This window comes from Bacteroides sp. 44_46 (assembly GCF_001915465.1).
Taxonomy (GTDB): Bacteria; Bacteroidota; Bacteroidia; order Bacteroidales; family Bacteroidaceae; genus Bacteroides; species Bacteroides clarus.
In genome coordinates this window covers 26033-38046 of sequence record NZ_MNQO01000015.1, presented here as the reverse complement: position 1 = coordinate 38046, position 12014 = coordinate 26033, and the positions used below count along the sequence as shown (strand labels likewise).

The window sequence follows — 12014 nt, the reverse complement described above, 5'->3', positions numbered from 1 at the left end:
CTTCAAACAAAAGTTGATAATCGGGTTTTCATTCTGTCTGATTTTTATAAGGCTATCTCTTTTTTTCTGCCATGTCCCTATCATTATTTAATTTTATCTGTTAATTTTGCAGAAATAATCACTAAATTAATATAGGTATATATATGGAAAAAGCCAAAGTATATTTTTCAGACTTACGCACCTCTCCCACCTCTAATCTTTTAGACAAGATGGAACGTCTGCTTAAACGTGCAGGCATCGGACAACTTCCTTTGAAAGACAGTTTTACCGCTATCAAGATACATTTCGGAGAACCGGGTAATTTGGCGTATATCCGTCCTAATTATGCCGCACGCATGGCCAACCTGCTCCGCAGTTTCGGAGCCAAACCTTTTCTGACGGATTGCAATACGTTGTATTCCGGACGTCGCTCCAATGCGGTAGACCATTTGCAGAGCGCCATGGAGAACGGTTTCAATCCTATATCCGCCCAATGTCAGGTGATTATTGCCGACGGGCTGAAGGGTACGGATTACAGGGAAATACCGATAGACGGGGAATACTGCCCTGCTCCCAAGATAGGTACCGCCATTGCCGATGCCGATATCATTATCAGCATGAATCACTTTAAAGGACATGAGCAGGCCGGATTTGGCGGCGCTCTGAAAAATCTTGGAATGGGATGCGCCAGCGTAGGCGGTAAACTGGAATTGCACGCTTCATCTCAGCCCAAGGTGGATATCGAAAACTGCATCGGATGCAATATATGCGTAAAGCATTGCGCCCATGACGCCATACATCTGAACGCCGGACGTAAAGCGGAAATAGACTATGCAAAATGTGTGGGATGCGGACAATGCGTAGCCCTATGCCAGCATGACGCTGCCGTAGTAAGCGACTGGGATACGTCCGAACGTCTGAACTACAAAATAGCGGAATATTCCGTTGCCGTACTGAAAGACAAGCCGCACTTCCACATCAGTTTCATTATGAACGTATCGCCGGAATGCGATTGCTGGAACCATAATGATGCCGCCATCATTCCCGACCTCGGCATGCTGGCGTCGGCAGACCCCGTAGCGCTGGATAAGGCTTGCGCGGATTTGGTGATTCAGGCTCCCGTACTGCACAGCGATAATGTGCTTGCCAAGAAACACGAGCACGAAGACTTGTGCGGCTGCGACAAATTCCACATGATACATCCCGATACGGACTGGCTTGCCGGATTGCGTCATGCCGAAAAAATAGGCTTGGGAACAATGAATTACGAGTTGATAAAAATATAAACCGCATTACTTATGGCAAAAACAATGGAAGAAGTGCTGGAGCGTTTCCGCACGATCGAGTTCCACGATAATTTTGATATGATTGTAGCTATTGCCAATGGCGGTATTGTTCCGGCCGGCATCATCAATCAGCGTTTACAAAAAGAAGTGCACCTGCTGCGCATCAATTTGAGGGACGAATACCAACATCCTAAATACGATACTCCGCAATTGCTGGCTCCCGTTGATTTTGATTTCAAGGGAAAGAGCATTTTACTGGTGGACGACCGCATAAAAACGGGGTCTACCATAAAGCTGGCGCGTGAATTGCTGAAAGAGGCGCGCAGCATCAAAACCTTTGCGGTAAACGGTACGGCCGACTATGCATTGTTTGATGAAACGTGTTTCAAATTCCCGTGGATACTATAATAAATGAACATTTTTCTACTATTTTCCTTTCTTACTACGATAAAATAACTAATTTCGTACCGAACAAAAACAGTAGATTTTAACAACATGGAAGTAGTAACGAACAACTGGTTCTCAAACAAATATTCTATCGGTTATGCCCTGAGCGGCGGTTTCATTAAGGGTTTTGCCCATTTAGGAGCCATGCAGGCTTTATTGGAACACGATATTAAGCCCGACATAATTTCCGGTGTCAGCGCAGGTGCGCTGGCCGGTGTTTTTTATGCGGACGGTAACGAGCCCCATAAAGTATTGGATTATTTTGCCGGGCATAAATTCCAGGATTTAACGAAACTGGTTATTCCCAAAGTGGGCTTGTTTGAGCTTAGTGAATTCAAAGACTTCCTGAAAAGCAACCTGAAGGCGAAAAAGCTGGAAGAGCTGAAATTGCCGTTGATTATCACCGCTACGGATTTGGACCACGGGCGTCTTGCGCATTTTCATAAAGGGGATATCGCGGAGCGTGTAGCCGCATCTTGCTGTATGCCTGTACTGTTTGCGCCCGTAAAGATAGACGAGACGTATTACGTGGACGGCGGCTTGCTGATGAACCTGCCTGTAACTACCATTCGGCGGGTATGCGAAAAGGTTGTGGCAATCAATGTCAGCCCTTTAATGGCGCCTAAGTACAAAATGAATATCGTAAGTGTAGCCTTGCGTTCGTACAACTTCATGTTCCGCTCCAACTCGTTTCCCGAACGGGAAAAAGCCGACCTGTTGATAGAGCCTTATAATCTGGACGGTTACAGCAACCGGGAGCTGGAAAAGGCGGAAGAGATATTTATGCAGGGATACAATGCCACCAACGACATACTTGAACGCCTGCAAATAGAAAAAGGCACCATATGGAAAGAATAAAAATAACCATTCTCTAAATAACAAGCAATGAGCGACGAAAAAAAACTGATTATTTATCAAGTGTTTACCCGATTATTCGGAAACAACAATAACCACTGCATCAATAACGGCAGTATCGCCGAAAACGGATGCGGCAAGATGGCGGATTTCACCGCCAAGGCATTAGGAGAAATCAAAAAACTGGGTGCTACCCACATTTGGTATACAGGTATCATTGAACACGCAACGCAAACGGATTACCGTCGCTATAATATCCAGCCCGACCATCCGGCTATCGTAAAGGGTAAGGCCGGTTCGCCCTACGCCATAAAGGACTATTATGATGTAGACCCTGATTTGGCGAAAGATGTTCCCGAACGTATGAAGGAATTTGAAAATCTGGTGCAACGTACGCATCGCAGCGGACTGAAGGTAATCATAGATTTCGTACCCAATCATGTGGCACGTCAATACCATTCGGATATGCAGCCGGACGGTACTTCCCAGTTGGGAGCAAACGATGATACGAACTATGCGTTCAGTCCTTATAATAACTTCTATTATATTCCGCAGTCGGAACTGCATGGACAATTCGACATGAAAGGCGCTGCCGCCGAACCTTATAAAGAGTTTCCCGCCAAGGCTACGGGTAACAACCGTTTCGATGCGTATCCTAACATCAACGACTGGTACGAAACGGTCAAACTAAATTATGGCGTGGATTATCAGAATGGCGGTACCTGTCATTTCAATCCCGTTCCCGATACATGGACCAAAATGCTGGACATTCTGCTGTTTTGGGCGGATAAGAATATCGACGGCTTCCGCTGCGATATGGCGGAAATGGTTCCCGTTGAGTTTTGGGAATGGGCTATTCCGCAGGTAAAGGCCAAGTACCCCGCCCTACTCTTTATCGCCGAGGTATACAATCCGAAAGAATACGGCAACTATCTGTTTCGCGGAAAATTTGATTATCTCTATGACAAAGTGGGATTATATGACACGCTCCGCGCGATAGTTTGCGGCAACGAGTCCGCTACCGCCATTACACGGGCATGGCAAAGTCTGGGTGGAATAGAAAAACGGATGTTGAATTTCCTGGAAAACCATGATGAGCAGCGTATCGCTTCCGATTTCTTTGCGAGTAATCCGCGCAAGGCTATTCCCGCCCTTATCGTATCGGCTTGTATGAATGTAAATCCCATGATGATTTATTTCGGACAGGAGTTCGGCGAACTGGGTATGGATAGCGAAGGATTCAGCGGCAGGGACGGACGTACCACTATCTTTGATTATTGGAGTGTAGATACTATCCGTCGCTGGCGCAATGGCGGGAAATTCGACGGGAAGATGCTGACGGAAAATCAGAAACATTTGTATAGTGTCTATCAACGCATATTGACGTTATGCAACGAGGAAAAGGCGATTGCGCAAGGAGACTTTTTTGATTTGATGTATGCCAACGTCAACGGCTGGCGCTTCAACGAACATAGGCAATATACTTTCCTGCGTAAGTTCGGACGGGATTTATTGCTGTTTGTCGTGAACTTCGACCATATATCGGCCGACCTTGCAATCAATATTCCTTCCCATGCTTTCGATTTTCTGCAAATACCGCAGATGGACCAATATCAGGCCGTGGACTTATTGACCGGTAAGGAAGAAAAAATAAGCCTATTGCCCTATAAGGCAACGGAAGTATCCGTAGAGGGATGCAGCGGCAAGATTCTCAAAATAAAACTATAAAAGATAGATAATGCAGGGTGAACCCAATCACTCTGCATTATCTTTACCTTCCATCTTATCCTTTAATTGATACAGGCGGGTGATGGCCGGATTATAGAATTCATCCGGATAATGAGCGGCTATATCGCTCAGATTGGCCTGTACATACCTTTTCACATCAAATATATTCTCCGCTTCGCTTAGCATGACCTGTTCGGGGAATGACGCCGTTTTAGTCCACTCTATCAGAGCGTTAACGCTTTCTTCGTCGTATTTATACTCTTTCATATTTCACATATTTTCGTGCAAAGATATAACAATTGCTAAAGATATGCTTACCCCCATGAACAAAATCTGAAAGTGTAATGTTATATAAATGTGTTTTTCATAGTATTAGATATAAGATTAATTAAAAGAGACGTACCCGCTTGTGATAAGTAAGTACATCAAAAAACAGAGGCGTCTGTTTGATTGATAAATGTGTAAGGAGCATCGGTTTACCAGAGCCGATGCTTTTTTTTACGTCTGTTTGTAGCATGTTAGAAATATTATCCGTAAATTTGGCAGAAATAAGGATTTATATGATATGAACATCCCTGTTATATTTCAATTTCTGAAAGAACTATCCGCCAACAACAATCGTGAATGGTTCAATGCTCACCGGGAACAGTATGAAAATGCCCGGAACGAGTTTGAGAACCTGCTGACAGTTATTATCTCCCGTATCTCATTGTTTGACGAAAGTGTTCGTGGCATCGAAGCCAGGGACTGCACATACCGCATCTACCGGGATACACGCTTTACGGAAGACAAAACGCCTTATAAAAATCATTTCGGCGGCTACATCAATGCCAAAGGGAAGAAATCAGACCACTGCGGATACTATGTTCATCTGCAACCGGGAAACTGCCTCTTGGCGGGTGGCAGCTATTGTCCGCCCTCTCCCTTGCTGAAAGCCCTGAGACAGGCTGTTTATGATAATATGGATGAATTTCGGGGGATTGTCGAGGATCCTGCTTTCAAGCAATACTTTCCCGTTATCGGAGAGAATTTTCTAAAGACGGCCCCGAAAGGTTTCCCAAAAGATTATCCATACCTGAAGTATCTGCAATGTAAGGAATACACCGTTACTTGTTATCAGCCTGACAACTTCTTTCTGGCTCCCGACTTTCTGGAGCGTACAGATGACGTCTTCAAGCAGATGAAACGTTTTTCCGACTTTGTGAATTACACAATAGACGACTTTGAATAATAATTACCTATTTATAACTAACTAAAAAATATTTGAATTATGGTAGTAGACAGACTTGAAAACATAGAGAAATACGCTTCGCTGAATCCTTTATTCGCACAGGCCATCGAGTTTTTGAAATCGCACGACTTAAACGCTTTGGAAGTGGGAAAAACCGAGCTCAAAGGTAAAGATTTGCTTGTAAATGTAGCGCAAACCAAACCGAAAGCAAAAGAAGATGCCAAGCTGGAAACTCACAGAGACTTTATTGACATCCAGATACCTCTATCAGGAACCGAATTAATGGGGTATACCGCTGCCAAAGACTGCGTTCCGGCCGATGCTCCTTACAACGCGGAAAAGGATATTACTTTCTTTGCCGGTCTGGCGGAAAGCTATATCGAAGTAAAACCTGGTATGTTTGCCATTTTCTTCCCACAAGACGGACATGCTCCCGGTATCACTCCGGACGGCGTGAAAAAAGTAATTGTGAAAGTTAAAGCATAATATCAAATATCCAAAATTAATCCTCTATGGAAACATTGAATTTGATTAAAAACGATCCTTGGCTGGAACCTTATGCAGATGCCATAAACGGACGCCATAAACATGCCGCTGAAAAAGAGGCTGAGTTGACCAACAAGGGAAAGCAGACATTATCGGATTTTGCATCCGGCTATCTTTATTTTGGTTTACATCGCACAGATGACGGCTGGGTGTTTCGCGAATGGGCGCCTAATGCCACCCAAATTTTCCTGATTGGCACATTCAACGATTGGAAAGAAGAGAAAAAATACAGCCTGAAACGTAAGGCGAACGGCAACTGGGAAATAAAGCTCCCCGCCGACGCCATGAAACACGGCGACTTATATAAGTTGATGGTGTATTGGGACGGCGGTTGCGGCGAACGCATTCCGGCATGGGCCAATCGGGTTGTTCAAGATGAGCAAACCAAGATATTCAGCGCGCAAGTATGGTCTCCGGAGAAACCGTACAAGATGAAAAAAAAGAGCTTCAAGGCCGCTACCGACCCGTTGTTGATTTACGAATGCCACATCGGTATGGCACAACAGGAGGAAAAAGTAGGCAGCTACAAAGAGTTTCAGGAAAAGATTCTTCCGCGCATTGCCAAGGACGGATATAATTGTATTCAGATTATGGCGATTCAGGAACATCCGTATTACGGAAGTTTCGGCTATCATGTTTCCAGTTTCTTTGCGGCTTCTTCCCGTTTCGGTACTCCGGAAGAACTGAAAGAATTGATTGATACAGCCCACAGCATGGGTATTGCCGTTATCATGGATATTGTTCATTCACATGCAGTGAAAAACGAGGTTGAAGGCTTGGGGAACTTTGCCGGTGATCCGAATCAATATTTCTACCCGGGCGCCCGTCGCGAACATCCGGCATGGGACTCACTTTGCTTTGATTATGGCAAGAATGAAGTAATTCATTTCTTACTGTCCAACTGCAAGTACTGGATGGAAGAATATCACTTCGACGGCTTCCGTTTTGACGGTGTGACTTCCATGTTGTATTACAGTCACGGCTTAGGTGAAGCATTCTGTAATTATGGAGATTATTTCAACGGTCATCAGGACGATAACGCCATTTGTTATCTGACGCTTGCCAACCGCTTGATTCATCAAGTTAATCCTAAAGCAATAACCATTGCGGAGGAAGTATCGGGAATGCCGGGTCTGGCTGCCAAGTTTGAGGACGGCGGCTATGGGTTTGATTATCGCATGGCTATGAATGTTCCCGATTATTGGATTAAGACTATCAAAGAAAAGATAGATGAAGACTGGAAACCGTCCAGCATGTTCTGGGAAGTAACCAATCGCCGTCAGGACGAAAAAACAATATCTTATGCGGAAAGCCACGACCAAGCATTGGTAGGTGACAAAACCATTGTTTTCCGCTTGATAGACGCCGATATGTATTGGCACATGCAGAAGGGTGATGAAAACTATACGGTACATCGCGGCATCGCTTTGCACAAAATGATACGTTTGCTGACAGCGACGACTATTAATGGCGGTTATCTTAATTTCATGGGTAATGAATTCGGCCATCCCGAATGGATAGACTTCCCTCGTGAAGGTAACGGCTGGTCGTGCAAGTATGCCCGCCGTCAATGGGATTTGGTAGATAACAAGAATCTGGCATATCATTATCTGGGTGATTTCGATTGCGCCATGTTGGGAGTCATCAAGAGCGTGAAGAATTTCCAGGCTACACCGGTTCAGGAAATCTGGCATAATGACGGCGATCAGATATTGGCGTATATGCGTAAGGATTTGATATTTGTATTCAACTTCAATCCTAAACAGTCTTTCACTGATTATGGCTTCTTGGTTCCGGCAGGTTCTTATGAGGTTATATTAAATACGGATAATCCGGATTATGGCGGTAACGGCCTTACCGATGATACAGTGAAGCATTTCACTCTATCGGACCCTCTGTATAAGAAAGAAAAGAAGGAGTGGCTGAAGCTCTATATTCCGGCACGTACGGCAGTGGTATTGAGAAAGGCCAAATAATACAAGTGGTAGAATAAAGAGAGAGGCAGGTAATTCAGTACCTGCCTCTCTTTTGCTATCTTCTTGAAAATATTTACTGTAATTGAGAATTGATGAAATTCAACATTGTATTTGCATTGTCTTTCATTTTCTTTTGAGCCGGTTTGTCGGCAGACAATAACGGAATCAGTTTATCCAAGTATTCCTTGGCTTGTTTAAATTCCTCTTTTGCTTTATCTGCATCTGTTTTCAGCAGAGTTGCGCCTTGATTGTAGTATAATGAGCCTAAGCTATTGAGTGCGTTTACATTGTCGGGCTGAATAGAAACCGCTTGTTTGAAAGCTTCTTCTGCGGCACTGTTTTTCTTGGCTCTTTGTGCCAAAATACCTTGATTTACATAGTAAGTGGCATACAGCTTGGTCAATGTTTTATTTCCGGGAACTGCTTCCAGACCTTCTTTCAGAGTAGCTACATATTCATCATTCTTCTTCAAATCCTTCAATGCACCGGCTTTACCGATATAAGCATTGGCCAAGTTATACTTTTTCTGTACGGCTATATCGAAATATTTCAAAGCGTCCGCCGGTTTCTTAATTTTATCGGCGCAAACACCGCAGTTAAAAGCGATTACAGAATCTTGGTTGTTGGTCTGTGTCAGATAAGTACTGAATTTTGTGAATGCTTCTTGATAATTTTTAGCCTCAAGTGCGGCTTTACCTTCGTTGACCAATTGTGCAGGGTCAGCATTCTGCGCAAAGAAATTAGTAGCTGCACAACATAGTGCAAGAGATAAGATTAATTTTTTCATATGCTTTTATTATTTTAAAAGTTGATATTCCAAAGTTAGCAGCCTATAACGTAGGAGCAAAACCTTTTTACCTTTTTTGAGCTTTTTACGAGAGTAGTAACAAGTGTTATTTTACGTAAACAAAGATGTTGACGGGATGATAGCGGTTTATCGGGAAGAAAATTCATTAAGATTATAAAACGACGAAAGGCAAGCAGTTTTTATCGACTGCTTGCCTTTTCGTTGTGATTCCGTTGCCACTACATTTCTTATTGGCTAATAGTCATTTATATACTCTTTGTTATCTAAATTTTATTTTTGCATCAATATTTGAATAGTTCTTTCCTTTTCCTCTAATAATAATTTAAGGTGTTCTATTTCTTTATCTTTATCAGCAATCATTCCTGCTGTGGCATTACCATATACAGAAGCAGCACTACCGTCACCATTTACTATTGATTGATTGAATTGACAATCATCATCAAACCAATATGAGATAGGTATATTCAAGACTTTAGATATTGCTTCCAACTTGGCAGCATCAATACTTTCCAAAGACTTCCATTTAGTTATAGTAACCGCAGTTACTCCCATTCTATTGGCAAAATCCTTTTGAACAATTCTCTTTTTTCTAAATAATTCATCTAATTGATTTCCAAAGTGTTTCATACTTATAATTAAACTAATAGGAAATTAATAATTAAATTATTTGGAAATTAATTTCCTTAAATTTATATTTGCATCATAAATCTATGAATAAATAATCAATATTAAATATATTATGGAAGAAAAAAAGAAGAAAAAAGTAAATGATGGTATTGCATTGCGTAGCTATTTACGCAGCCTGCCTGTATGTGAGTCACCTAAAATGGCCAGAAAGTTAGCAAACGAGTGTAAGGTTCCTCTTTACACATTCAATAATTGGCGAAGCGGCTTAGTCCGGATTCCTGAATTGGCTAAAGATAAGATAGAAGAAGTTATAGGAGTAACTCTCTTTGATAGATAACTATGAGTACTTTATTATGCAAAAGTTATACAACTTCTGTGTAAAGTAGAAGATACTTTACGGAAATTGCACATGAAGAAAGTCTCCCCAAAAATAACAATCTATGAGAATACATTATTTCTACAAAAAAGATTATCGTCAAGGCTTCTACGATCTTGAGATTGTTGCCTGGCTTGAAGAAAAAACAATATCCAGACAAGGAGATGAAAGATTAAGTTTTAAGAAATTGGAGCGCCTTGACATTTTTGTTTCTAAAGATGTAGATTTTCAAAGTCATAGAATTAGCCATGAATTTGGAAAGAATAGTTGCATAGGACATTCTGCTCATACCCGTAAGAAACTGGTAGAGGATATGGGGAAATGGGGACTTAAACCTATTGACAGGCGGAACTATGAAAGGTTTCGTAAGGTAGCCCTTGCACTTTACTATAAACAGTCCTTAATCGATTTCTCTGATTTCAAAGGGAAGCAGACATATACTATCCATACAATAATTGGAGATTGACGTATAACTAATAAGAAATGAGTAAAATCCACCTGTGTGAAAGATGTAAATATTGTACACATTCCCCCAATTTATTTCAGCCATATTATTGGTGTTCCTGGTATGGAAAAGAAGTAAAGACACGGATTAACAGATGTGATAAAATAACCCTCAAAACAAAGTAGAAATGAATGTAAATCAAATATATAATTCTGAATGTTTGCAAGGATTAAAATATCTTCCAGACAATAGCATTCATTGTTGTGTAACCTCCCCACCTTACTACGCGTTACGGGACTATGGCGATGATGCCCAGATAGGACTTGAAAAAACTCCAGAAGAATATATTCAGAAGTTGGTTGATGTATTTCGAGAGGTTCGTAGAGTATTAACTAAGGATGGTACATTGTGGCTCAACATAGGAGATAGCTATGCCAGCTCCATGAAGGGGGAAGCCAGCTACCCAGATAATGCCATGAATTACAAGCTGGGAACCAATAGAGGCACACTTGGCAAAGCTACCATTATAAAGAAATGCATGGGATATAAATCAAAAGATTTGATTGGTATTCCCTGGATGCTTGCCTTTGCTCTGCGTGCAGATGGCTGGTTTTTGCGCCAGGATATTATTTGGCACAAACCAAATCCTATGCCAGAAAGTGTTAAGGATAGGTGTACAAAGGCTCACGAATATATTTTTCTTCTTAGTAAATCAAAACATTATTACTTTAATTCGGAAGCAATAAAGCAAGTAGCCAAGACTGAGGAGAACCGGCCGTCAGGAGTCCAGCGCAACAGAGAATATAATTATAACTCAAAAGAAAACAATAATCCTCAAGCATATAGAAAGCAACAATATGTTGGCGGCCGGAAACGAAAGTCTCAAATTTACAAAGAAGATGATCCTATGTTCCGTCGTAATAGTGAACGATGCTATGTCCCTTCTGGAATGGTAAATAAACGTTCGGTTTGGAGTGTATGTACTTCCGCTTTTAAAGACGTTCACTTTGCTGTATTTCCTCCTGCCTTAATAGTTGATTGCATCAAAGCTGGATGTCCGGAAGGTGGAATTGTTCTTGACCCTTTCATGGGTTCTGGTACTACGGCTGTAGTTGCAAGAAAACTTAACCGCAAATATATTGGCTTTGAATTAAATCCCAGTTATGTGGATATGGCAAAAGAGAGAATAATTAAAGAACTGGGATTTTTTAGATAATTAAAATCAAGTAAGAAATGAATAAAAAAGAAATAACAATGAAAAAAGGTCAGAAAATACGCATACTGCGGACAAATGAAATAGCGACAATCGTTGAAGTGGAGTTGATTCGTAAGGGCGGTAAAGTCCATCGGTACTGCCATCTGAAGGTGGATAACAAGCCGGACTTATGGTTGGACGCCTCAGAACTGGGTGGATTGGTGGAAAAGTGCCGGATTACTTTCCATGATGACAGAGGACAGGAATTATACTTTGATGTGGAGCGTGATTACCGCAAGGAAAATTTGAGTATGACATTGACCGGGAAGAATCCGGAGAATCTCAAGGAGCATCACGGAATCAATATAGTGATGGCCGAAATGTTGCTCAAAGGTTTAAAAGTGCACTAATCTCGTTCTTGATAATTATTACAACATATGACGGAAGACAATCTTGCACCATATAAAACTATCAGACAGCTCTCACAAGAGAATGCCCGATTGAAAAATAAACTT

At 41.9% G+C, this 12014-nt stretch carries 14 protein-coding genes; 11 read left to right on the top strand and 3 right to left on the bottom strand.

The window, feature by feature from the left end:
• Window positions 1-143 precede the first annotated feature (143 nt).
• The 4 genes from BHV73_RS07295 to BHV73_RS07280 all read left to right on the top strand — a co-directional run bounded on the left by BHV73_RS07295 (window position 144) and on the right by BHV73_RS07280 (window position 4295).
• Complete coding sequence (locus BHV73_RS07295) at window positions 144-1265, top strand: DUF362 domain-containing protein (RefSeq protein WP_195621212.1); 1122 nt, start codon at window positions 144-146, stop codon at window positions 1263-1265.
• 12 nt (window positions 1266-1277) lie between these two features.
• Window positions 1278-1673, top strand: coding sequence for a phosphoribosyltransferase (locus BHV73_RS07290; protein WP_195621206.1), 396 nt, complete (start codon window positions 1278-1280; stop codon window positions 1671-1673).
• A gap of 87 nt (window positions 1674-1760) precedes the next feature.
• The gene (locus BHV73_RS07285; protein ID WP_009120992.1) at window positions 1761-2570 is read left to right on the top strand and encodes a patatin-like phospholipase family protein; all 810 of its coding nucleotides are present in this window, start codon (window positions 1761-1763) and stop codon (window positions 2568-2570) included.
• Window positions 2571-2597: 27 nt separating this feature from the next.
• The gene (locus BHV73_RS07280) at window positions 2598-4295 is read left to right on the top strand and encodes an alpha-amylase family protein (RefSeq protein WP_022219154.1); all 1698 of its coding nucleotides are present in this window, start codon (window positions 2598-2600) and stop codon (window positions 4293-4295) included.
• A gap of 27 nt (window positions 4296-4322) precedes the next feature.
• Here BHV73_RS07280 and BHV73_RS07275 read toward each other — a convergent pair whose 3' ends face one another.
• Window positions 4323-4562 (bottom strand): DUF6965 family protein, encoded by a 240-nt coding sequence (locus BHV73_RS07275; protein WP_009120994.1) that lies wholly within the window; start codon window positions 4560-4562, stop codon window positions 4323-4325.
• Window positions 4563-4860: 298 nt separating this feature from the next.
• Here BHV73_RS07275 and BHV73_RS07270 point away from each other — a divergent pair, with 298 nt between their 5' ends.
• The 3 genes from BHV73_RS07270 to BHV73_RS07260 are packed head-to-tail and all read left to right on the top strand — an operon-like array spanning window position 4861 to window position 8048.
• The gene (locus BHV73_RS07270) at window positions 4861-5526 is read left to right on the top strand and encodes a DUF2461 domain-containing protein (protein WP_195621205.1); all 666 of its coding nucleotides are present in this window, start codon (window positions 4861-4863) and stop codon (window positions 5524-5526) included.
• Between the two features lie 39 nt (window positions 5527-5565).
• Window positions 5566-6012 carry a NanQ anomerase/TabA/YiaL family protein gene (locus tag BHV73_RS07265; protein ID WP_009120996.1) on the top strand — a complete coding sequence of 149 codons (447 nt, stop codon included), beginning with the start codon at window positions 5566-5568 and terminating at the stop codon, window positions 6010-6012.
• Window positions 6013-6038: 26 nt separating this feature from the next.
• On the top strand, window positions 6039-8048 hold the full coding sequence (locus BHV73_RS07260; RefSeq protein ID WP_087411929.1) for an alpha amylase C-terminal domain-containing protein: 2010 nt from the start codon (window positions 6039-6041) through the stop codon (window positions 8046-8048).
• 73 nt (window positions 8049-8121) lie between these two features.
• Here the strand turns inward: BHV73_RS07260 and BHV73_RS07255 are convergent, their stop codons facing one another.
• Both BHV73_RS07255 and BHV73_RS07250 read right to left on the bottom strand, forming a co-directional pair.
• Entirely contained in the window at window positions 8122-8835 is a 714-nt protein-coding gene (locus BHV73_RS07255; RefSeq protein WP_009120998.1) for a tetratricopeptide repeat protein, read from the bottom strand.
• Window positions 8836-9126: 291 nt separating this feature from the next.
• Complete coding sequence (locus tag BHV73_RS07250; protein ID WP_255380212.1) at window positions 9127-9483, bottom strand: helix-turn-helix domain-containing protein; 357 nt, start codon at window positions 9481-9483, stop codon at window positions 9127-9129.
• A gap of 112 nt (window positions 9484-9595) precedes the next feature.
• On the opposite strand from BHV73_RS07250, the gene BHV73_RS07245 reads away from it, so the two are divergent.
• The 4 genes from BHV73_RS07245 to BHV73_RS07230 all read left to right on the top strand — a co-directional run bounded on the left by BHV73_RS07245 (window position 9596) and on the right by BHV73_RS07230 (window position 11909).
• Entirely contained in the window at window positions 9596-9820 is a 225-nt protein-coding gene (locus BHV73_RS07245) for a hypothetical protein (RefSeq protein WP_255380211.1), read from the top strand.
• A 103-nt stretch (window positions 9821-9923) separates the two neighbouring features.
• Window positions 9924-10325, top strand: coding sequence for a hypothetical protein (locus BHV73_RS07240; RefSeq protein WP_255380210.1), 402 nt, complete (start codon window positions 9924-9926; stop codon window positions 10323-10325).
• Window positions 10326-10491: 166 nt separating this feature from the next.
• Window positions 10492-11520 carry a DNA-methyltransferase gene (locus BHV73_RS07235; RefSeq protein ID WP_286737488.1) on the top strand — a complete coding sequence of 343 codons (1029 nt, stop codon included), beginning with the start codon at window positions 10492-10494 and terminating at the stop codon, window positions 11518-11520.
• Window positions 11521-11558: 38 nt separating this feature from the next.
• Window positions 11559-11909 carry a hypothetical protein gene (locus BHV73_RS07230; protein ID WP_255380208.1) on the top strand — a complete coding sequence of 117 codons (351 nt, stop codon included), beginning with the start codon at window positions 11559-11561 and terminating at the stop codon, window positions 11907-11909.
• The last annotated feature ends 105 nt before the right edge of the window (window positions 11910-12014 follow it).

Coding starts and splice junctions, on each gene's coding strand:
- BHV73_RS07295 (WP_195621212.1), top strand. CDS start 144: ATGGAAAAAGCCAAAGTATATTTTTCAGACTTACGCACCTCTCCCACC.
- BHV73_RS07290 (WP_195621206.1), top strand. CDS start 1,278: ATGGCAAAAACAATGGAAGAAGTGCTGGAGCGTTTCCGCACGATCGAG.
- BHV73_RS07285 (WP_009120992.1), top strand. CDS start 1,761: ATGGAAGTAGTAACGAACAACTGGTTCTCAAACAAATATTCTATCGGT.
- BHV73_RS07280 (WP_022219154.1), top strand. CDS start 2,598: ATGAGCGACGAAAAAAAACTGATTATTTATCAAGTGTTTACCCGATTA.
- BHV73_RS07275 (WP_009120994.1), bottom strand. CDS start 4,562: ATGAAAGAGTATAAATACGACGAAGAAAGCGTTAACGCTCTGATAGAG.
- BHV73_RS07270 (WP_195621205.1), top strand. CDS start 4,861: ATGAACATCCCTGTTATATTTCAATTTCTGAAAGAACTATCCGCCAAC.
- BHV73_RS07265 (WP_009120996.1), top strand. CDS start 5,566: ATGGTAGTAGACAGACTTGAAAACATAGAGAAATACGCTTCGCTGAAT.
- BHV73_RS07260 (WP_087411929.1), top strand. CDS start 6,039: ATGGAAACATTGAATTTGATTAAAAACGATCCTTGGCTGGAACCTTAT.
- BHV73_RS07255 (WP_009120998.1), bottom strand. CDS start 8,835: ATGAAAAAATTAATCTTATCTCTTGCACTATGTTGTGCAGCTACTAAT.
- BHV73_RS07250 (WP_255380212.1), bottom strand. CDS start 9,483: ATGAAACACTTTGGAAATCAATTAGATGAATTATTTAGAAAAAAGAGA.
- BHV73_RS07245 (WP_255380211.1), top strand. CDS start 9,596: ATGGAAGAAAAAAAGAAGAAAAAAGTAAATGATGGTATTGCATTGCGT.
- BHV73_RS07240 (WP_255380210.1), top strand. CDS start 9,924: ATGAGAATACATTATTTCTACAAAAAAGATTATCGTCAAGGCTTCTAC.
- BHV73_RS07235 (WP_286737488.1), top strand. CDS start 10,492: ATGAATGTAAATCAAATATATAATTCTGAATGTTTGCAAGGATTAAAA.
- BHV73_RS07230 (WP_255380208.1), top strand. CDS start 11,559: ATGAAAAAAGGTCAGAAAATACGCATACTGCGGACAAATGAAATAGCG.